We start from the raw sequence: 17420 nt of genomic DNA, 5'->3' as shown, positions 1-17420 counted from the left end.
CCATGGCAAGTTTAGACCACAGTACCGTGCAACCTGAAGTCGCACCTCTGGACTTAGAGGTGCCACTGGACACAGTGTGTTACATCATCGCCCTCGCCAGAGACTATGACGGCAAATCGGACTGCACCGACCCCTCTGCCAGCGGCATGGACGAGGACGACATGGCGCTTGGCATTCTTGAGGACCGCCCCTCCGATCCTGTGGAGGAGGAACTGATCTCTATCATATCCGACCTCAGCCTGGATGCGCAGATGGACCTGGTTGCACTGATGTGGCTGGGGCGTGACGGCACCAGCATTGACGACTGGCCGGAATTGCGTGCCATGGCAGAAGATCATCAGAATGGCAGTACCGCCGGATACCTCTGTGGCACTCCCATGCTATGCGACCACTTGGCGGCAGGCCTTGATCTGATTGGCCTCAACTGCGGTACATTCGACGCGCGGTACGGATAGCACCCGGCACCCCGCCACCGCCCTGCGGTTCGCTCTCACCGAAAACGAGTAAACAGCTTGGCTCGCATCAACCGCGCAAACGCGCGCAGCTTGGTCTTTTCCTGTACCAGTTGCCGCCGCCCCAGCAAATGCTGAACACACCTCTGCTCCACCGAGTAATAGCTTGCTATTTCGGCACAGCTCAGACCCAAGTCAGCCAGCGCCCCGACAGATTTTTCCGGCTCTGACCCAAGCTTTTCGCAATCGCAAAGCAGTCCCCCGGCGGTCGCCCCAGTTCCCATTGTCTCGAAAGTCCAAGGAGTGCTCTCTGGCGCGATCTCGTGGTCATCACCAGCAGCCTGCAGCGGCAGTTTATCTGGGTGGGGCATTGGACCGGCACTCTTCACAGACAACTCCCGTAGCAGATACAGGACGCATAACCGCACAACATTGACGGGCGTCAACGGCGGCAGCTTCCCGCCTAGAAATATCCCCGTTTCCGCTTATAGCCTCGGCTCAGCCGCGCCGCCATTGACGGCTATCAATGGCCGGTCGCGGGGCGCTTTCTAACCTGAAACCGCTGGCGCGTATCTGTAGCGCGCCTTTTGGTTTTGGAGGTGAGAATGAGAGTATTCACATATGCAGTCCCAGGTTTGGCCGCTGCCGTTGCAGCCGCCTTTGCCCTGCTGGCAACGCCGGTCGAACCGCTAGGCAATGTTGTTTCCAACAACGACAGAAAACTCAGCTACCAGGAGCTGACCCAAGCCTACCCAGATGTCAGCAGAACCCTTTTTGCCTCAATGGACTGCAGCCGGGACGGTTTCCTGGACGGGGCGGAATATGCCGCCGCCGCCTCAGAGGGCTGCCTGGAAACACGCAAGCTGGCTGCGTCTGTGCTGCAGCATTGCCTGGCTCCGGCGCGGTGCGCTCTGGACCGCCACGCCGGTCAAGTGAGCACTATTAAGAGCGGGCCCAGCTTATGGACGGAAGACAGCCGTGAGGCGTAAACCCGCCGGTCCGGGTTGGCCCGCAAACAGCGTTGACGCCCGTCAATGAAACCCGTTTGACCGTGACTATCCTGCTGTTGCCGGTCCGTAACAAGTACGCACCGTTTTGCAGTGGAGATTACCATGAAAGTTTACGCACTTACAGCTGCTGCTATGGCCATGGCGGCAAGTGCTGCCCTGGCAGCGATGTCGGACGTCGATGCCGACGAAGACGGCATGGCGAGCTACGAGGAACTGACAGCGGTCTACCCCGATGTCACTGAAGACCAGTTCACCGCAATGGACGCCAATGAGGACGGCAGCCTCGATCAGGAGGAAATGGACGCCGCGACTGAAGCGGGAACTTTGGCTGCGCTGGACTGAATCTGCGGCTGAAGCCATCGCAACAGGGCGGCCCTGCTGGGCGGTTACCACCCGCCAGCAGGGCCGTTTCGCGTCTGACACCAGAAGACTGGTTACCCCGATTGGCAGCAGATCCCCCATTTCACCACGCCGCTCAAAAAGCCGACCCTAGGAAAGCACCAGGGCCAGCAAGATGAGCAGTCCAAGGACCACCGGTTTTGCCGATGTCATACGCGTTCCGGATTCAGCATGGCAAAATCGATCACTGGCACGATCAGGCGCGAGACCAAGCCGGCTGTACTTTCTCCGTTCTGACACATCCGCTGCAATTCGGCCGCTGTTTCCGAACCGATAAACTCCTCACCGCAGGCCGGGCAAACTAGGGCCGGAATGTTCTCCACGACCATCAGTTCCGCTTCTCGCCAGACCGCGGTCTTGACGTGCTGCCGCTCTAGCTGGTTTTGACCGCAGCGGCCGCACAGCGGCAGCTGTCCAGTTCCTTCAAGGCGGTGCTGAAGTTCATCAACATTGGCGATGTTCGTTTTCATGACTCGTACTGTCCCATTTTGGCGCACCGAAGGCCGGTTGGACCCTGGCCAGGTGCAAAAACTTCTTTGAGCCGCTGCCCCATGTGAAACCCCTAGCCCTAGGGCCATGGAATCGGCAGGGACGGCAGCGGGGATTTGCATGGTGCGCCGTGCCGCAAAACCTGCAATGACAGCCGTCAATGAGGACCGCACCTGCGGGTCGCAGAGGGTTCTGGCAGCTAACAGTTGAACCGCCCCGCGTGGCTTCCCCCGCAAGTGGGAAATGGCTACAATGGGCCAGAACTGGACATATGCTCTCATGGCTCAGATTTCTGTCCTTGCCGTTGAAGACGAACCCGATGTGAGGGAAACGCTGCGCATTGGGCTGGAGGGACAGGGCTGGACCGTGGTTGAGGCCTGGGACCGGGAATCCCTGTTCACGGCCATCAGGGACCACCATATAGACATTGTCACCCTGGACCTGAAACTGGGCCAGGAGGACGGGCTGGAATTGGCCCGGGAACTTCGCCAGCAACGCAACCTTCCAATCCTGATAATTTCCGGCAGGACCGAACCATTTGATCGGGTTCAGGGCCTGGAAAACGGCGCCGACGATTACGTGGTCAAACCTTTCCTCGTCCGGGAGGTTATCCTGAGGATTGCAGCCGTCCTTGAACGGTATCGGACGCCATCAGTGGCCGGTAGCCGGATCACACTGGGTCGCAATGTGCTGGATATGAAGCGTGGAATAATCCTCCGTCCGAATGGACAGACTATTGATCTGACAAACATGGAACAACAACTGCTGGAACTTTTTCTACGCTATCCTGGCCGGGTACTGAGCCGCGATGACATCTCAATGGCTTTGCACGGCCGCAACTGGGCACCATTGGACCGCACCATCGACGGCCATGTCGCACGGCTTCGGCGAAAGATCGAGGAGCCTGGAGAAGCCCCGGTTCTGATCCGCTCAGTTCGCGGGATAGGCTATGTCTGGAATGGAAGCCCCCTTCCGCAACAACATGACAACCCGGCACAATAGATACACGGAAGGTTGGAAGGCTCTGCAGTTTGGGACGTTATTTCTGGTCGCCAGGAAAACACTAACTATGGATTTTCGCAAACTAGCGCAGCCTGTTGTAAACCTTGCAACCGGTCAGTTGGAGTGTCCCACTATCCAGCACATCTCCACAGCGAATAGGCCTTCACAAGCGCTGGTCCAACAACACATTCGGCTCAACGACGGCCAAGATTTCCCGAGTTTCAACACCGATGGCGCGCGCGATGACAATAAGCTCTACAACGTCAATGCGACGCTGACCGCTTTCGACCCTAGCGACCATAGACTGGTGACAGTTTAGCTTTTTCGCAAGTTCCGCCTGCGACAGGCCAGCCGCCTTTCTTGCTTCGACCAAGACTTGGCAGAGCACCTCCTGACCTTTGCTGTGAATCGTGTTGCTCATTGCCGCTTCGCCTTGCTCAGCGGCACAATGATCTATAAATCAGATTATCTAAAATTTAGATATCTCACGGAACTGGAGCGAACGTGATCAACTACCCCACTGGTTTTGAACCGAAATTTTTGTTGGAAAGCGAACTGCATCTCAGCACGGCACGAGAGGAATCGCTTTGAAACGACAAACTCAGGAATTCGATCAACGTTCGCACCCGGCGCTACTTGTCCGACCCGTTCTTGCGTCCGATCTGTGAACTGAAGTGCAATGGAGCAACCGATTTTCGTCAGCGCCGATGATTTGCCAATGCAGCGCATGGGCATGCTGCTGCATTTTCTGATCGAATCTGAGAGCCCGGACGAGGCACTTCGGTTCCAGCAGCTAATGCATGAGCACCGGGACCTTTTCACTACCGATGATCCCGGTGTCCCCGAAGCGCTGAATCGAGCGGCGCGGCAAGTCGACGCCGTGGTGGAGATGGCAGTGACAGCCCCGGATTTTGCGCCGGTCTGATCCGCCCAATCCCTTCCTGACATAACCTGATCTGGCCACCGCAGCGGATCTCTCCGCCTGCGCCCGGCCGCGTCATACCCAATTCCAGATTTTCCCGGCAGGTGCCCCATATCCGGCGCCTGCCCCCTCTCCCGCTTTGCGCAAATGGAGTTCTCAATGTCCCATACATCAACCGCGACGCCCGCCGCCTTCCCGCTCACCATTCACCCCCACTGGCGCGCGGCCGCCGAAGCCAGAGGCTTCGGCATCCTGCAGCGGGTCAAGGACCGTTATCACCTTCTCCTGTCCTGCAAGGCCTGCGGGGCAACGCACATGAGCAAAATTTTTGTGGTGATGAACAGCCAGCCGCAGTGCCCGCGCTGCATTGAAGCGCGCTGGCAGGCCGATGCCGAAGCCGCCGGGCTGCAGTGGGCAGGCCGCGACCCGCAAAGCCGCCATCACGGCTTCTACATCGCGGACTGCCGACACCGTTTGCGCCGCCAGTTTGAGCTGATCAAAAGAGCTGCCGCCGGGACCTGCGACGTACGCTGCGAACTCTGCCAGCAGCAGAAGGAGCAAGAAGAAGCCGAAGCCCAGGGCTGGGAGCTGATCGGACCGGACCCGGACGGCGGCCCGAACTATCGCCTATACCGGCATCCAGAATGCGGCCATGAACAAAGGGTGGCCCGTGCCAACATGCAAACTGGCCGGTTCGGGTGCGGCTTATGCGGAGAGGACTGGCCCGCAGCACCGAGCCATCTCTACGCCATGCAGTTCAAGCTTCTAAACGGGACCTGCTTGGTCAAACTAGGTTTTTCACGGAACCCGGATTCCCGCCTGCGCCACCAGTTGCTGAAGCACCGTGACCTGGACGCGAAGATCCTGAAGACCGTTCCGATGGCAACCGGGCAGCTAGCCTTGCAGACCGAGAAGCGGCTGCACGCGAAGCTGCAGGCGGGTTTTCCCGATCTGGTCGCGCCGCCAGACCTCTACGCCGGTGAATTGAGGGTCAAAAGTGAGGTCTATTTCGCCGATGCGGCCCAGGTGATCTTCGCGATGCTCGACGCCATCGAGCCAGAAGAAGACAGCTAAGCGCCCCCTCCCCTTCAAGTTCCAACGTTTCCCGCCCGGTTTCACCGGGCGCCCGATCCCTTTTGCCCGTTCACAGGAGGCTTGCCATGAGCCAGCTCGATCTCTCCAAACTCCCGCGCCCCGATTGGTGGCAGTTCGCCGAAGACTGCGCCCGCCGCTATCATCTCTATTACAGAGAGCTACAGCTGGCGCGCCGCAAGACACTCAAAGAAGACGCGCCAGACGACAGTGCTGGCGCCGAGGAGCCCCTTGTGCCCCCTGCACCGGATCACCCCCATTCTTTGCTGCAGCATCTGAGCGAGCACCCGGACGCGCGGCATCTGCCGCCGGATCTTTGGGAAGCGCTGGAGCAGGAAGGCGCCGACCCATATGCCTGTGACGACACAGGCCAATGGCTGCCGGCCACAGACCTGCCGGCAGACAAGCTGCTTCTGCTGCTGCGGATCGCCGCGGCCTTCGGCTCCCCGGCTGCAGTGGACGCGCAGCTTGCCCGTGGCGCCGTGCTGATCCTTCGCAATGTTCCTGCTTCCGGTTTTTCAAGCGTGGAAAACCTCCTTAACCACGCCCTGCTGCCGCCGGGCTGGCAGGCCTATGACGCCCGGCGCCAGGTGCAGCTGCCTCAGCGCGTGACGCTTGCTGTTCCCAGCGCCCGCGAAGGCGAGATTGAGCAGCGGCACTTTGATGAACTGCAGGATCTCATCATCAAAGGCCTGGCGCACAGCCAGCCTTTGTGGATCTGCTTGCCGGATGAGATGGCGCTGCCGGCGCCGCTGGTGACGGAGCACTGTCATCAGTTGGCATTGCCGCAAGTGGACGCAGATCTTCTGATCGCCCTGCTGCGTCAGACGCACAGCCGGACGGGCCGCATTGATGAAGCCGCCGCCCGCGCCGCCCTGCCCCCGAACGGCCAGTTGCAAGAGCTCTCCACCGCCGCACTCTCATTTGCCCTGCGTGCGCCCACAGCGAAGAAGATGGCTCAGCGCCTGTCCCAGGCGCTAACCGCCGCTGCCGCTTCACCGCCCGAAGCCCACGCGCCGAGGGAAGAGATCACAGGCATTGGCCGGTCCTATGACACCGCCCGGCAACTGGTCGCAGACCTGCGGCTCTGGGCCGAAGGCGAAGTGGCATGGAATGAGATTCCGCACTCCTTGCTGCTTTTTGGCCTGCCGGGCACCGGCAAGAGCCACCTCGCCCGCGCGATGGGCCGGAGCGCCGGGGTCAATTACGTCCAAACAAGCTGCGCTGAATGGCAGGCCACCGGTCACTTGGGCAACCTGCTGCTCGCGATGCGAAGAAGCTTCGATGAAGCCCGGAAGAATGCGCCCTGTATCCTTTTTTTGGATGAGATTGACGCGATCGGTTCCCGCGACAGCGTCGGCGACAACAGTGCCAGCTACAGGCGCCAGGTGGTCGCCGGGTTCCTTGAGCAGATGGACCGCGTCAGCCTGGAGGAAGGGATCATTGTGGTTGGTGCCTGCAACCACCCGGAGCACCTCGACCCCGCGGTGCTGAGAGCCGGGCGGTTTGACATCAAGTGCGCGCACCGGGGTAGCGCGGACAAGGATTCCAATCTGACGCGGACAACCATTCCGATTTAGCGCGGACAAGATTCCGGGGCTCGCGGACAAGATCGCGGAGCCCTTTGGCGGGGTGCTGAGCAATCACGTGGCGGGTAGCCTTTCGCTCTTTTGAGAGCGGGAGGGACCCAATGGCGAGATTGCCGATGAGGAAGATCAGAGAAGCCTTGAGGCTGCGCGCAAGCGGCCTGACGACCCGGGAGGTGCTGCGCGCACCGGGGTAGCGCGGACAAGGATTCCAATCTGACGCGGACAACCATTCCGATTTAGCGCGGACAAGATTCCGGGGCTCGCGGACAAGATCGCGGAGCCCTTTGGCGGGGTGCTGAGCAATCACGTGGCGGGTAGCCTTTCGCTCTTTTGAGAGCGGGAGGGACCCAATGGCGAGATTGCCGATGAGGAAGATCAGAGAAGCCTTGAGGCTGCGCGCAAGCGGCCTGACGACCCGGGAGGTGGGCGACAGCATCGGCGTCGGCCGTACGTCGGTCAGCGAGTATGTCGGCCGGGCGGCGCGGGCGGGTTTGTCCTGGCCGCTGCCGGATGATCTGACGGATGCTGCGCTGGAAGCGTTGTTGTTCCCGGCCCCACCGCCAGATGCAGCTACGACCTACCCGAAGCCGGACTGGGCGCATGTGCATAGCGAGTTGCGCAGGCCCGGAGTGACCCTGTCGCTGCTCTGGGAGGAATACCGGGAGGCGCATCCCAAGGGCTATGGCTACAGCCGTTTTTGCGAGCTTTACCGCCGCTGGGAGGGCAGGCTGGCCCCGGTGATGCGCCAACATCATGTGGCGGGCGAAGCGCTTTACGTGGACTACGCCGGGCAAACCTTCGAGATAGTGGACCCCGAGACTGGTGAGGTGCGCCAGGCCGAGTTCTTTGTCGCAGCACTTGGCGCTTCGAACCTGACCTATGCCGAAGCTACCTGGACGCAAGGCCTGTCCGACTGGATCGGCAGTCACACGCGAACCTTCGCATTCTTGGGCGGCGTGCCCGCGACGGTGGTCTCGGACAATCTCAAATCCGGGGTGACCAAGGCCTGCTTCCACGATCCGCAAATCAATCGCAGCTACGCGAACATGGCGGCACATTACGACACGGCCATCATCCCGGCCCGCCCGCGCAAGCCTCGCGACAAGGCCACAGTCGAGGTGGCCGTGCAGCTCGCGCAGAGGTGGATCCATGCGCGGCTGCGGAACCGGCGCTTTTCCTCGTTGGCCGAGTTGAACGCGGCGATCAGGGAACTGCTGGAGCGCTTCAACAACCGGCGCACCCGTCATCTCGGGGCCAGCCGCCGGGAGCTGTTCGAACAGATCGAACGCCACGCCCTCCAGCCGCTTCCGCTGGAGCCATACGAGTTCGCGGAATGGCGCTGCCGCAAGGTGGGGCTCGACTACCATGTCGAGATAGACCGGCATTATTACTCCGTGCCCCACACCCTGCTGAAGGCCGAGGTCTGGGTGCGTATCACCAGTCGGACCATCGAGATATTCCATAAAGATCAGCGCGTTGCCTCGCATGCTCGGACATCAGGCAACCGCAAGCACACCACGGTGATGGATCACATGCCGTCCAATCACCGGGCCTATGCGGACTGGACACCAGAACGCCTGTGCCGGTGGGCCGCCAAGGTTGGCCCCAACACCGCAGCCCTTGTCGAGGTTATCATGCGCGAGCGCAAACACCCCGTGCAGGGGTTCCGCGCCTGCCTCGGCATCTTGAGATTATCCAAGGGATACGCGGCAACCGAGTTTGAAGCGGCAGTAGATTACGCGCTCACCATCGGCGCCCATTCCTACAACTCCCTGCAATCCATCCTGAAGAACAAGAGATATCGCCGGGCTCCGGATCGGCCCGCAGAGGAACCGGCGATCACCCACCCCAACATTCGCGGCGCCGACTATTTCCACTGAGAAAGGATACACATGCTCGATCACCCAACCCACGACCTGCTGCGCCAGCTCAAGCTGGACGGTATGGCCGACGCTTTCACCGAACTGCAATCGCAGGACAGCGCAGCCGACATGGGCCATGCCGAATGGCTCGGCCTCCTGATCGACCGTGAGGTGGCGAACCGCACGACCAAGCGGTTCCAGTCCCGGCTACGCGCCGCCAAGCTTCGTCACGGTGGCGCTTGCATCGAAGATGTCGATTTCCGCGCCGCGCGCCGCCTGGACAAGGCTTTGTTCCAACAGCTCGCCGCTGGCCGATGGATCAAGGAAAAGCGCAACCTGCTGATCACCGGCCCCTGTGGGGTCGGCAAAACCTGGTTGGCCTGCGCCTTGGGACAAAGAGCCTGCCGCGACAATGCCACCGTGATCTACAAACGCCTGCCGAGGCTTTTTTCGGAACTGCAACTGGCCCATGACGACGGCCGCTTCCCCCGCATGTTCCGACAGCTTGTCAAAGCGGACTTGCTCATTCTCGACGACTGGGGGCCGGAACGCATGACCGCGCCGCAGCGTCGGGATCTGATGGAAATCATCGAAGATCGATACGGTTCCGGCGCAACGCTGGTCACAAGCCAGCTGCCGGTCGATGCGTGGCACGACATCATCGACGAACCGACTTTCGCAGACGCCATCCTCGATCGGCTGATCCACAACGCGCACAGATTGCCTCTCGAAGGTCCGTCGATGCGCAAGACCCGCGATGCCCCCGCGGCCAAAACCATTGACGAACAAACCGACACCTGAGATGTCAGATCAAACGCTCAGCATCCCGCGCGAACTTTGTCCGCGCACCCCGGAATGACTGTCCGCGTGCCGTTGGAATGGCTGTCCGCGAAGCCCGGAATGCGCAACATCGACGAACCGACTTTCGCAGACGCCATCCTCGATCGGCTGATCCACAACGCGCACAGATTGCCTCTCGAAGGTCCGTCGATGCGCAAGACCCGCGATGCCCCCGCGGCCAAAACCATTGACGAACAAACCGACACCTGAGATGTCAGATCAAACGCTCAGCATCCCGCGCGAACTTTGTCCGCGCACCCCGGAATGACTGTCCGCGTGCCGTTGGAATGGCTGTCCGCGAAGCCCGGAATGCGCATAGATGGCGGCGCAGCGAAGACTGGACACTGAGCCGATCGAGGATTTCACCCTCGATGGCGCTCGTCTGCATCGCTTCCTCGCTGAGCAGTTCGATGCGGAGTTGCTCGCGCTCCGGCTGGCTGACATGATGGACCGCGCCGAGGATTTCTCCGGACGACAGCAGAAACGTCTGCTCGAACGGCTCCAGAGCGGAGGCGTCATACCGGAAATCCGGCCAATCGGGCAGCGTCCAGTTCCAAGCCATGAGTTATAGACATCCTTTCTATAACTCATATCTAGATCACTTCTGAGGCATAGAAGTCAACTCTATCGCTCAAAGGACCTGTGGGATGGCATGACCCACAAACCGACGCGAGGCCTTGAGCTAGGCCTTTTCAAGGTGCGTCAGATCTTGCTGACGCGGTCTGGGGATCTTCGGATCGACAGGGTTCTGTTCCGGCGCTTGAATGAATGGCTCATAGCGAACGTCCGCCATGGCGCCATCGAACCAGGCAGGCTGTACGTCACCATTGTTCCATTGGTAAAGGTAGCCAACCAGATTTTCAGATGTCTTGCAGAGGATGCGCATGATCGGTTCGCCAGTCAGGCGGGGCTTCGTATTCATAATGCGTTCCTCCTAAATGGACCTCGCAACTCGTCACTACTGAGGTCTGAAATTCCTGTTGGCTGGTGTTAGGACTAGGTTTCTGCAACTGCAAGATGAACCGTTCCGGGTGGGCGACAATCCACCGGCGAAATGAAAGTTATCTTTTCAGATAGGTATCTTACGGTTCATGCGGCGATGCAGCACGAACAGCAATTTCGTCCAAGATTTTGTCGATTTCGCCCCATATGCGTGGTTCCACCTGACCGCGGATCAGGGCCCATTTACTCAACACGTCGAGGGGGTCGTGGTCCCGGAGGAGGACATTCAGGCTGTCCGCATCGACTGCCAGAGATGTCCGGGCCTGCCACTGCGTGTTGCGAGTGCGCCGCTCCTCCGCGACTGGGGCGAAGACCGGCGAAAGTTGCCAGCCTTTGACTGCACGGCGCAGGGCGGCACGCACCACATGTGCTGGCTCAACACCACAAGTCTCCAGCGCTGCTTCCTGCCGTTCGAGTGCGTTGACCCTGATGTCGATCTTCCTGGTCGGGTTCAAAGCGCGCGCCGATAGGGGAGCTCTCAGGTTGGTATGCGGGTCAGAGCTTTCCGCAGTGACTTGGTGCGGTGCCACGGTACCTTCCGGCACAAGCTCTGACTCGTGCCGATCAGCGTCAACGTCAGCGGCTGGGGTGACTGTCTTTGTTGCTGCGACCTGTGCCTCATCTTCCTTCCCGGGAATCTCGCGGTCACCTTGTTGCAGGGTGGCGGCGTAGGCTGGGTCGGGCCTGGTAATGGTCGGGATCTTCTTGCGCAATCGACTGTCCTCACGCCGCAAGAATGTTGTTGAGGATGTCCGTCGCCTCCTCAAGAGCCTCGACGACATGACGTACATGTGGACGCATCAGAGGGTTTGGATCAGATTGCTTTTCCAGCGCCAAGGCGTGGAGAAGTCCCTTCTGATCCATCTCCTTGTAAGTGTTCCGCCGCATCATGACGGTCTCAATCACCGGAAAACGGGTGAGCGCTTCTTCAATCAGGGCGGCGTCAGCACGGGTCGTTTTCGGGTCAACCATGTTGAGGACGACGTGGTGGCGCGGAAGGCTGGAGGGGTCGTCAACGCGGGATTTCAGCTTCTCATACCAATCGGCAGTCTGTGCGCCGACATCAAAGTCAGACGTTGACAGCATGACGGGCGTCACAATGTGGTCCGCAAGCACCGCGATGCCGTCTGACCATTCGGCACCGACCCCTGCGGTATCGATGAAGATGAAGTCTGCCGTGCCTGCCATGTAGACCTGATCGATCTGATCCTCGACACCCGCCACGCTTTCGACGGTGGCCGAGCAGAGAAGCGGCGAACTCAGCCCACCGGCTTCCGCCCGAGCATGCCAGGCCCCGAGTACCCTCGTGCTGTCCGTGTCGATCAACATCACTCTGCGTCCGGCGGCGATCGCGGCACTGATCAAGGCGCGCGAAAGCGTCGTTTTTCCACTGCCCCCTTTCCGGGCCATCGCTGCGACCACCACAAGATTTTCGTTCGGCATTCTGATCCTCAACAAAAATAGTGAATCGCAACGATAATGCAAAAATGTCGTTAAACGGATGAGGCGGAGGGGTCAAGCAGAAGTCGGGATGCGACCCGCGTTTGGCATGCAGCGGGCGGCGTTGTGCGATGAACGTGCGACGTCTTCCGTGGCGCCGTCAGCATTCGTCGCGGGGCACCACACACCCTCCAAATGTCGGGATGCGGTTGGCGATGTGCTGCGGACGGAACGCAGGTGACAGATAGCGCGCTCCAGACGACGGGAGGCAGTCTTGCATATTTCGTTCCGCGGGTGACGCGAGACGGTCAGCACGCAGCAAAACCCGTCTTGCGGGATGCAAGAGACGGGGCGCAAAAGACGCGATACGCGATGCGGAGACCGCATCGCGTGGTGCAATGAGCGCGACGCGCGATCCATTTGACAAAGGACGGGAAATCGCCCCTGCAGGGCGAGTTTCTACATTGAGTACAAGCCCTTATGGCCGACTCCACTTGCGTTGGGAGTCGGCGGGCTTGTACGAAGTTGGCAAGAAATAGGAACGTTAACTTCAAAATGCCCCGCCGTCGCAGACTGTCAGAGATTGAGCGATCGACCATCGCCCAGGAGCGCCGGAACGGCGTCTCCGCAGCGTCATTGGCCGCGCGCTACGATGTCAGCCTGAAGACGATCTACAACGTGGTGAACCACCGGGATGAGCGTCAGACAGCGAACGGCAGCCGATCGCGGGTTGTGGGAATCCGGGTCTCGGACGACGACCTGCGCCGGTTCGACGCGGCGCTGTCGCGGCGCGGGATTGCGCACCGCTCGGATGCCATGCGCCGCCTGATGCTGGCGGCCGAAGGTGTCTTCCTGCCCGACGACGAGATGTGTGACGAGTTGCGCAACCTCGGCGCCGCACTCAACCGGGTCGGCAACAACGTGAACCAGATCGCGCGACGTCTGAACGAGGCCAAGGTGCGGGGCGAGAGACTGTCCTACCCGGCCTCAAGTCACCGTGACGTCCGCGCCCTTGCGGGTCTGGTCTTCGATCTGGCCGACCAGGTCCAGGAGATGTCGCGTGCGCGGCGCAGCCTGCTGGACCTTGAGATCAGCTCTGCCCTGGCGGGCCTCGCCGAGAGGGATGAGAATGGCGCGGAGTGACCGGGTCCGTGGCATCGACCCGGCGCTCTTTGACCGCGGCTGGAGCCGGGTTTCGGGATCCTGGCAGGGGCTTTCCAGGCGCGCGCAGATGGTTCGGGCCGCGCGCGGCTATTCGCCCGCGATCTTCAAGGCTATCTCGAAAGGGGGCTGTCACACCGGGGCGCAGCTACGGGCGCAGCTCACATATCTCACGACGAAGTCGACCCATATCCTCGACAGCCGCGGCACCCATGACGGGAAGAAGCAACTCTCGGAAGCCGAGATCAACCGAGTGGCGCGGCGGTTCGAGAACCAGTGGAACGAGCGCTACAGCCCCAAGCTTGGCCATACGTCGCATCTGCTGATGGCATTCCCGGTTGGGACCAGTGGTGAAGAGGTGCGCGATATCACCCAGGCCGTCTGCGAGAAGTTCTTTCAAGGTGAGGGCTCGCAATTCGACTATATTGCTGCAATACACCAAGATCGCGCGCATCCACATGCGCATATCGTTCTGAACCGCCGCAGCAAGGATGGCGAAATGTTCTTTCTCGGGAAGGATCATCACTTCAACTACGACGCCTTTCGCGAGGCGATGGTCGAAGCGGCCAGAGGACACGGGATCCGGCTCGAGGCAACGCGTCGTCTGGATCGCGGCGTCACGACCTACCGCGCCGAGATCGATGAAATCTACAAGGCTCGCGACGAAGGTCGTCCCCCAGTCGAGCGCCAGAGAACCGGTGCTGACCTGGCGGCCGCTCTGGAAACCGTCCGGCACAACACTTTGATCTATCGCGGGCTCGCGGCGGAGGCGTCCCGTTCGAATTTCGAAGACGTGTCCGAGGCGCTCGAGAGGGCCAGCACCATCCTTGCCAGCGGCGGTCAGATTCAATCTGACGGAGCCATCTACATGTCCCAAGACGAAGCAGCGTTCGACACGCTGATCACCGAGTTTTCTCAGAACATTCGCCAGATCGAGGCGGCGATCGACAGGGCGCCGGCGGCCGAGAGGCCGGTGATCGAGCGCAAGCTGACCGACGTTCTGGCCTCGGTCGCGCATTTGAACCCGCTCGGGGATCGCTCCGCCGCCCTGGTCGATGCCCCATCCCGGGACGGCATCTATGCAAGGCCGAACTTAAGTGAAGAACACCTCGCGCGTCTTGACGATGGAGAGGTGGCACCAAAGCTGGCCGAGGCGTTGCAAGGCACGGGCATCGATGCCGAGGCTGTGGCCGCGCGCCTGCGGGAGGGGGCAGGCAATGCCGCATTGGAGCGCCAGTGGCTGGCACAGGATCTGCAGGGGATTGCCAAAGCAAGCGACCTCGATCTGGAGAAATCTGCGGACCGGGAAGAAGCGCTCGACCGGCTGGAAGCCGTGCATGTTCGGCTGGGCGATGTTTTGACCGATGTACGCGTCCTGCGCGCGCCAACCGAGGTCGACGAGGTGGATGACGCTGAGGCAGCGCTTGGTGAGCGGTTGACGACACCTGGGAGTGATCTCGCGCAAGACGGGTCCGACATCTTTGCCCCATCGGAGCGGCAGGCGTTCAGAGCGCTGGTGGCGCAGTTCCGCCGGACGGATTTCGATCATCCGTTCTCTGACGACCCGTCTGTAAGGCGGGCGGGCGCCGTGGAGGTTGAAGAGGCCCGCGCCGCGTTCGACGCCTACTCGCAGAGATCCCCGCAGCATGCCGAACTGGCGTCGATGGCCTGGGACCAGATGACCGACAGCCGAAAGCCGCCGCAATACGCGGTATCGGAACAGGACCGCACGCTTCATGCTGGCGACATGGACCTCGCCTTGCGTGATCCTTCGGATCATCTCGGTCCAATCACCGAAGAGTTCCGCACCCTCGCCCGCTATCGCACGGAGATGCCGGATGATGAATTCGGGCAGGCCGTCCAGGATGAAATCAACTACCTTCGTTCGCTCGGCGCGTCACGTGCCTATATCAGCGAGCGCAGTTTCGAGATCGAGGACCAGGCGCGACAGGACTACGCCGAGCGTCGCTACCTGGAAGAGGCCGCCCCAACCGTCATGGCCTTCGTGCGGAACGCCGACGCCGGAGATCCGATATCCGAGGCAGAGCGACATGACATCGTCCGGCAAGTGAACGAACGTCTAAGCCCCGACGCAATCGACGCGCTGAGGGCGGGAAATGCGGACGTCCTGGACAAGTTTACCAAGGATCCGCTGCGCCAACTGGAACTCGCCAAGACCTATCTCCAGAGCAGCGAGGTCACTGCGCATGGCCCGGCGATGGAGCGCGTTCTCGATGCATTGGCCGAAGAGCAGATCGAGGCGCAGCGCTCGCGCCACGCCGCGACCCATGGCGAGAAGGGGATCACCCATGGATAAAGGCAAGATTGCCCTCGGTGTGTTGAGCCTCGTGCTGGTCGGCCTCGCCATGGGCTATGTCGTGGCGAGCGGCTATGTCATGTTCCGCTATGGGCTTTCACTCACGCGTTTCGACGTCACCCTGCTTGCCCGCGAATATCGGGGTCTGTCTCAGTCTGCACCGAAAGACTTCCTCTGGGTGAACCTCATCCTTGGCGGCTTCGGACTGGCATCGCTGATGCTGAGCGTCACGCTTCTGGGGGATGCATTGACCCGCTTCGGGACGACGCATTGGCAGACCCGCAGCGAGATGAAGAGGAACGGTTTCTTTGTGATCCCGAACCTGCTGACCTACAAGGGCTCGGCCGTGGTGCTCGACGTGAAGGGCGAGAACTTCCGCGAGACCTCGCGCTTCCGCGCCAGCATGGGGGACAAGGTTTTCCGCTTCGCGCCGACCGACTGGGACCGACCGACGCATCGCTACAACCCGCTGGCGCGCATTGCTGCCATGACCAACCCCGACCGGCAGCAGATGGAGCTGAAACTCACCGCCAAGCTCTTCCTGCAGACCGACAATGAAAAGCTGAGCGGGCTTTTAGCCGGGGGTATCGACCTCTTCGTAGCGGCCGGTCTTCTGGCCTTCGAGCGCGGCGTTCCGACCATCGGCGAGATTTACCGCATCACAGCCTCGGGGGGCGACAAGCAGAAGGAATACCTGAAGCGTTCGCAGGAGGTGAAGAACAAGTCGGCCAAACTGATCTTCGAGCGTATGGCATCGACCAACAACGACACCCTCACTTCCTACCTCTCCCTCCTGATGACATCGGGTCTCGACACTTGGGACAACCGCGCGATCGACGCGGCCACCGCGACCTCTGACTTCTCATTCCGGGATATCCGCCGCCGCCCACATGCGATCTATCTTGTGGTCGAATCCGAGATGATCCGCCCGCTTGCCCCGCTGATCCGCCTCTTCTTTTCGGACCTGATTGCCTCGCTGCAGGCGCGGGAACCCGGCGATGACGAGCCGTGGCCGGTCATGATCTTGCTCGACGAGTTCGACCGGCTCGGCAAATTGCCGATCGTCGCCGAGAGCATCAAAACTCTGCGCTCCTTCGGCGGCAACCTCGCCATTGTCACCCAGACCATTCCGGCGCTGGACGAGATCTATGGTGAGAACACCCGCCGGTCGCTTCAGGGCGGCGCCGGAGTGAAGCTCTACCTCACCCCATCCGAGCAGAAGACAATCGAGGAGTTGAGCCAGGCCGTCGGCAAGACCACCAAGCGTGTGGTGACCCGCTCCCGCGCTGTTGGACGCAATCCATTCGAGGGGCGCAGCGTTTCGGAGAGGACAGAAGATACCCCGCTTCTGACAGAGGATGAGGCCCGGCGCATGGACCTCGACGAGGTCATCCTTGTGATCGACGCGCAGATGCCCATCCGCGCAAAAAGGGTGAAATATTTCGAGGACCCGGTGTTGAAGGTTCTGCACGCCGGTCAATCGGGAAGCTTCCCATATCCGGACGAGGACGGCCTTCGGCGGGACCGACAGATGTCCGAGACTCGCGAGACGGTCGAGAAGCTGAAGCAAGAGCTGCAGGAAGTGCGGGCGGCCGCAGGCGCAAATGGTTCTGGGGTAGCGACCTCACCGGCAACGGCGGAGATGCCCGTATCGAATACGCAGAGTTCCACGCCTTCGCGGCCAAATCGCGCGCGGGGTCGAGCAGCTCGCGCGGGAGCTAGTGGAGGTGGGCCAGTGCAGTTGTCATTTGATCCGGTGGGGCTGGGGCTCAAGGAGCCGGATAGAGCAGAACTGGCAGCTGCGGTCCAGACGACACGGGCCATCATTGCAGAATATGCGTGA

18 protein-coding genes and 2 pseudogenes are annotated in these 17420 nt (G+C 60.9%); 13 read left to right on the top strand and 7 right to left on the bottom strand.

The genetic code is table 11. The features are described 5' to 3' along the window. Positions 1-2 precede the first annotated feature (2 nt). Entirely contained in the window at positions 3-455 is a 453-nt protein-coding gene (locus A9D60_RS09945; RefSeq protein WP_058288118.1) for a DUF3775 domain-containing protein, read from the top strand. A 35-nt stretch (positions 456-490) separates the two neighbouring features. Here the strand turns inward: A9D60_RS09945 and A9D60_RS09940 are convergent, their stop codons facing one another. After that, on the bottom strand, positions 491-823 hold the full coding sequence (locus A9D60_RS09940) for a hypothetical protein (RefSeq protein WP_065267433.1): 333 nt from the start codon (positions 821-823) through the stop codon (positions 491-493). 234 nt (positions 824-1057) lie between these two features. On the opposite strand from A9D60_RS09940, the gene A9D60_RS09935 reads away from it, so the two are divergent. Next, positions 1058-1441, top strand: coding sequence for a hypothetical protein (locus A9D60_RS09935; RefSeq protein ID WP_141117883.1), 384 nt, complete (start codon positions 1058-1060; stop codon positions 1439-1441). A gap of 123 nt (positions 1442-1564) precedes the next feature. Beyond that, positions 1565-1804: a hypothetical protein gene (locus A9D60_RS09930; protein ID WP_065267431.1), complete on the top strand. Its 240-nt coding sequence runs from the start codon at positions 1565-1567 to the stop codon at positions 1802-1804. A gap of 206 nt (positions 1805-2010) precedes the next feature. On the opposite strand, the gene A9D60_RS09925 is transcribed toward A9D60_RS09930, so the two are convergent. After that, a complete protein-coding gene (locus tag A9D60_RS09925) occupies positions 2011-2331 on the bottom strand; it encodes a type II toxin-antitoxin system MqsA family antitoxin (RefSeq protein WP_065267430.1) in 321 nt (106 codons plus the stop codon). Positions 2332-2629: 298 nt separating this feature from the next. On the opposite strand from A9D60_RS09925, the gene A9D60_RS09920 reads away from it, so the two are divergent. Next, positions 2630-3352, top strand: a complete 723-nt coding sequence (locus A9D60_RS09920; RefSeq protein ID WP_065267469.1) for a response regulator transcription factor — start codon at positions 2630-2632, stop codon at positions 3350-3352. Positions 3353-3515: 163 nt separating this feature from the next. Here the strand turns inward: A9D60_RS09920 and A9D60_RS09915 are convergent, their stop codons facing one another. Next, the gene (locus A9D60_RS09915) at positions 3516-3773 is read right to left on the bottom strand and encodes a helix-turn-helix domain-containing protein (protein ID WP_065267429.1); all 258 of its coding nucleotides are present in this window, start codon (positions 3771-3773) and stop codon (positions 3516-3518) included. A 258-nt stretch (positions 3774-4031) separates the two neighbouring features. Here A9D60_RS09915 and A9D60_RS09910 point away from each other — a divergent pair, with 258 nt between their 5' ends. From A9D60_RS09910 to A9D60_RS09885, 6 genes and pseudogenes are all read left to right on the top strand, one after another. After that, positions 4032-4277: a hypothetical protein gene (locus A9D60_RS09910; protein ID WP_065267428.1), complete on the top strand. Its 246-nt coding sequence runs from the start codon at positions 4032-4034 to the stop codon at positions 4275-4277. A gap of 156 nt (positions 4278-4433) precedes the next feature. Beyond that, the gene (locus A9D60_RS09905) at positions 4434-5348 is read left to right on the top strand and encodes a hypothetical protein (protein WP_065267427.1); all 915 of its coding nucleotides are present in this window, start codon (positions 4434-4436) and stop codon (positions 5346-5348) included. Between the two features lie 86 nt (positions 5349-5434). Then, positions 5435-6946 (top strand): AAA family ATPase, encoded by a 1512-nt coding sequence (locus tag A9D60_RS09900; protein ID WP_065267426.1) that lies wholly within the window; start codon positions 5435-5437, stop codon positions 6944-6946. 359 nt (positions 6947-7305) lie between these two features. Further along, positions 7306-8835: an IS21 family transposase gene (istA, locus tag A9D60_RS09895; RefSeq protein WP_065267425.1), complete on the top strand. Its 1530-nt coding sequence runs from the start codon at positions 7306-7308 to the stop codon at positions 8833-8835. A 12-nt stretch (positions 8836-8847) separates the two neighbouring features. After that, positions 8848-9618: an IS21-like element helper ATPase IstB gene (istB, locus tag A9D60_RS09890; protein WP_065267424.1), complete on the top strand. Its 771-nt coding sequence runs from the start codon at positions 8848-8850 to the stop codon at positions 9616-9618. A gap of 108 nt (positions 9619-9726) precedes the next feature. Beyond that, positions 9727-9867, top strand: a pseudogene (locus A9D60_RS09885) (ATP-binding protein); the annotation flags it as partial. A 61-nt stretch (positions 9868-9928) separates the two neighbouring features. Here the strand turns inward: A9D60_RS09885 and A9D60_RS25465 are convergent. The 4 genes and pseudogenes from A9D60_RS25465 to A9D60_RS09865 all read right to left on the bottom strand — a co-directional run. Next, a pseudogene (locus tag A9D60_RS25465) lies at positions 9929-10219 on the bottom strand (DUF4172 domain-containing protein); the annotation flags it as partial. A gap of 120 nt (positions 10220-10339) precedes the next feature. Next, positions 10340-10579 (bottom strand): hypothetical protein, encoded by a 240-nt coding sequence (locus A9D60_RS09875; RefSeq protein ID WP_065267422.1) that lies wholly within the window; start codon positions 10577-10579, stop codon positions 10340-10342. Positions 10580-10739: 160 nt separating this feature from the next. Beyond that, the gene (locus A9D60_RS09870) at positions 10740-11372 is read right to left on the bottom strand and encodes a hypothetical protein (protein ID WP_065267421.1); all 633 of its coding nucleotides are present in this window, start codon (positions 11370-11372) and stop codon (positions 10740-10742) included. A gap of 10 nt (positions 11373-11382) precedes the next feature. Continuing rightward, positions 11383-12102, bottom strand: coding sequence for a nucleotide-binding protein (locus tag A9D60_RS09865; RefSeq protein ID WP_065267420.1), 720 nt, complete (start codon positions 12100-12102; stop codon positions 11383-11385). 522 nt (positions 12103-12624) lie between these two features. On the opposite strand from A9D60_RS09865, the gene mobC reads away from it, so the two are divergent. Genes mobC through A9D60_RS09850 form a run of 3 tightly spaced genes read left to right on the top strand, consistent with a single transcriptional unit; the run spans position 12625 to position 17420 of the window. After that, positions 12625-13242, top strand: a complete 618-nt coding sequence (gene mobC, locus A9D60_RS09860) for a plasmid mobilization relaxosome protein MobC (protein ID WP_254656662.1) — start codon at positions 12625-12627, stop codon at positions 13240-13242. Beyond that, on the top strand, positions 13229-15577 hold the full coding sequence (locus A9D60_RS09855; protein ID WP_065267418.1) for a relaxase/mobilization nuclease domain-containing protein: 2349 nt from the start codon (positions 13229-13231) through the stop codon (positions 15575-15577). Before mobC ends, A9D60_RS09855 begins: the two co-directional genes overlap by 14 nt. Then, positions 15570-17420: a type IV secretory system conjugative DNA transfer family protein gene (locus A9D60_RS09850; protein ID WP_065267417.1), complete on the top strand. Its 1851-nt coding sequence runs from the start codon at positions 15570-15572 to the stop codon at positions 17418-17420. The genes A9D60_RS09855 and A9D60_RS09850 overlap by 8 nt, the downstream gene beginning before the upstream one ends.

Origin of the sequence: Leisingera sp. JC1, assembly GCF_001679925.1 — a bacterium.
In the GTDB taxonomy this organism is placed as follows: Bacteria; Pseudomonadota; Alphaproteobacteria; order Rhodobacterales; family Rhodobacteraceae; genus Leisingera.
The sequence above is the reverse complement of the archived record's forward strand: the minus strand, read 5'-3'. Positions and strand labels throughout refer to the sequence as shown.

Bases quoted from the DNA above. Each gene is read 5' to 3' on its own strand.
- A9D60_RS09900 (WP_065267426.1), top strand. From the start codon at position 5,435: ATGAGCCAGCTCGATCTCTCCAAACTCCCGCGCCCCGATTGGTGGCAG.
- A9D60_RS09915 (WP_065267429.1), bottom strand. From the start codon at position 3,773: ATGAGCAACACGATTCACAGCAAAGGTCAGGAGGTGCTCTGCCAAGTC.
- A9D60_RS09910 (WP_065267428.1), top strand. From the start codon at position 4,032: ATGGAGCAACCGATTTTCGTCAGCGCCGATGATTTGCCAATGCAGCGC.
- A9D60_RS09940 (WP_065267433.1), bottom strand. From the start codon at position 823: ATGCCCCACCCAGATAAACTGCCGCTGCAGGCTGCTGGTGATGACCAC.
- A9D60_RS09875 (WP_065267422.1), bottom strand. From the start codon at position 10,579: ATGAATACGAAGCCCCGCCTGACTGGCGAACCGATCATGCGCATCCTC.
- A9D60_RS09850 (WP_065267417.1), top strand. From the start codon at position 15,570: ATGGATAAAGGCAAGATTGCCCTCGGTGTGTTGAGCCTCGTGCTGGTC.
- A9D60_RS09865 (WP_065267420.1), bottom strand. From the start codon at position 12,102: ATGCCGAACGAAAATCTTGTGGTGGTCGCAGCGATGGCCCGGAAAGGG.
- A9D60_RS09905 (WP_065267427.1), top strand. From the start codon at position 4,434: ATGTCCCATACATCAACCGCGACGCCCGCCGCCTTCCCGCTCACCATT.
- A9D60_RS09925 (WP_065267430.1), bottom strand. From the start codon at position 2,331: ATGAAAACGAACATCGCCAATGTTGATGAACTTCAGCACCGCCTTGAA.
- A9D60_RS09920 (WP_065267469.1), top strand. From the start codon at position 2,630: ATGGCTCAGATTTCTGTCCTTGCCGTTGAAGACGAACCCGATGTGAGG.
- A9D60_RS09855 (WP_065267418.1), top strand. From the start codon at position 13,229: ATGGCGCGGAGTGACCGGGTCCGTGGCATCGACCCGGCGCTCTTTGAC.
- A9D60_RS09945 (WP_058288118.1), top strand. From the start codon at position 3: ATGGCAAGTTTAGACCACAGTACCGTGCAACCTGAAGTCGCACCTCTG.
- A9D60_RS09930 (WP_065267431.1), top strand. From the start codon at position 1,565: ATGAAAGTTTACGCACTTACAGCTGCTGCTATGGCCATGGCGGCAAGT.
- A9D60_RS09935 (WP_141117883.1), top strand. From the start codon at position 1,058: ATGAGAGTATTCACATATGCAGTCCCAGGTTTGGCCGCTGCCGTTGCA.
- istA (WP_065267425.1), top strand. From the start codon at position 7,306: ATGGCGAGATTGCCGATGAGGAAGATCAGAGAAGCCTTGAGGCTGCGC.
- istB (WP_065267424.1), top strand. From the start codon at position 8,848: ATGCTCGATCACCCAACCCACGACCTGCTGCGCCAGCTCAAGCTGGAC.